This window comes from Ralstonia soli (assembly GCF_023955655.1).
Taxonomy (GTDB): domain Bacteria; phylum Pseudomonadota; class Gammaproteobacteria; order Burkholderiales; family Burkholderiaceae; genus Ralstonia; species Ralstonia soli.
Genome location: NZ_JAMXHT010000027.1, coordinates 1 through 1213 on the forward strand (window position 1 = coordinate 1; position 1213 = coordinate 1213).

1 protein-coding gene is annotated in these 1213 nt (G+C 61.0%); it reads right to left on the minus strand.

Annotated elements, in window-relative coordinates:
* Position 1: 1 nt before the first annotated feature.
* The gene (tuf, locus tag NG900_RS26525) at positions 2-1210 is read right to left on the minus strand and encodes an elongation factor Tu (protein WP_252685376.1); all 1209 of its coding nucleotides are present in this window, start codon (positions 1208-1210) and stop codon (positions 2-4) included.
* Positions 1211-1213 lie beyond the last annotated feature (3 nt).

The following is a 1213-nucleotide window of genomic DNA, read 5'->3' on the forward strand; positions in this document are numbered from 1 at the left end:
TTTACTTCAGGATCTTGGCAACGACGCCAGCACCCACGGTACGGCCGCCTTCGCGGATAGCGAAGCGCAGGCCTTCTTCCATGGCGATCGGGGCGATCAGCTTGACGGTGATCGACACGTTGTCACCCGGCATGACCATTTCCTTGCCTTCCGGCAGGGCGATCGAGCCAGTCACGTCCGTCGTACGGAAGTAGAACTGCGGGCGATAGTTGTTGAAGAACGGGGTGTGACGACCGCCTTCGTCCTTCGACAGGATGTAGACCTCGCCCGTGAATTCCGTGTGCGGCTTGATCGAGCCCGGCTTGGCCAGCACTTGACCACGCTGAACGTCTTCGCGCTTCGTGCCACGCAGCAGAATACCGACGTTGTCGCCTGCTTGACCTTGGTCCAGCAGCTTGCGGAACATTTCCACGCCCGTGCAGGTGGTCTTGTCGATCTTCGGCTTGTCGCCATCCATGGCGATACCGACGATTTCGATTTCTTCGCCGACCTTGATCACGCCACGCTCGATACGGCCGGTCACCACGGTGCCGCGACCCGAGATCGAGAACACGTCTTCCACCGGCATCAGGAACGTGCCGTCAACAGCGCGCTCCGGCGTCGGGATGTAGGTGTCCAGTGCGTCGGCCAGGTTCATGATGGCCACTTCGCCCAGCTCGCCCTTGTCGCCTTCCAGCGCCAGCTTGGCCGAACCCTTGATGATCGGGGTGTCGTCGCCCGGGAAGTCGTACTTCGACAGAAGTTCACGCACTTCCATCTCGACCAGTTCCAGCAGCTCAGCGTCGTCCACCATGTCGCACTTGTTCAGGAAGACGATGATGTACGGCACGCCAACCTGACGGGCCAGCAGGATGTGCTCACGCGTTTGCGGCATCGGGCCGTCAGCGGCCGAGCACACCAGGATGGCGCCGTCCATCTGGGCGGCACCGGTGATCATGTTCTTGACGTAGTCGGCGTGGCCCGGGCAGTCAACGTGCGCGTAGTGACGGTTTTGCGTCTCGTACTCGATGTGCGCGGTGTTGATCGTGATGCCGCGTGCCTTTTCTTCCGGCGCTGCGTCGATTTCGTCGTACTTCTTCGCTTCGCCACCGAACTTGCTCGACAGCACGGTTGCGATCGCTGCGGTCAGCGTCGTCTTGCCGTGGTCAACGTGACCAATCGTCCCAACGTTCACGTGCGGCTTGGTCCGCTCGAACTTTTCCTTTGCCATGTC

Excerpts from the sequence above, each read along its gene's own strand:
- tuf (WP_252685376.1), bottom strand. The coding sequence starts at position 1,210 with ATGGCAAAGGAAAAGTTCGAGCGGACCAAGCCGCACGTGAACGTTGGG.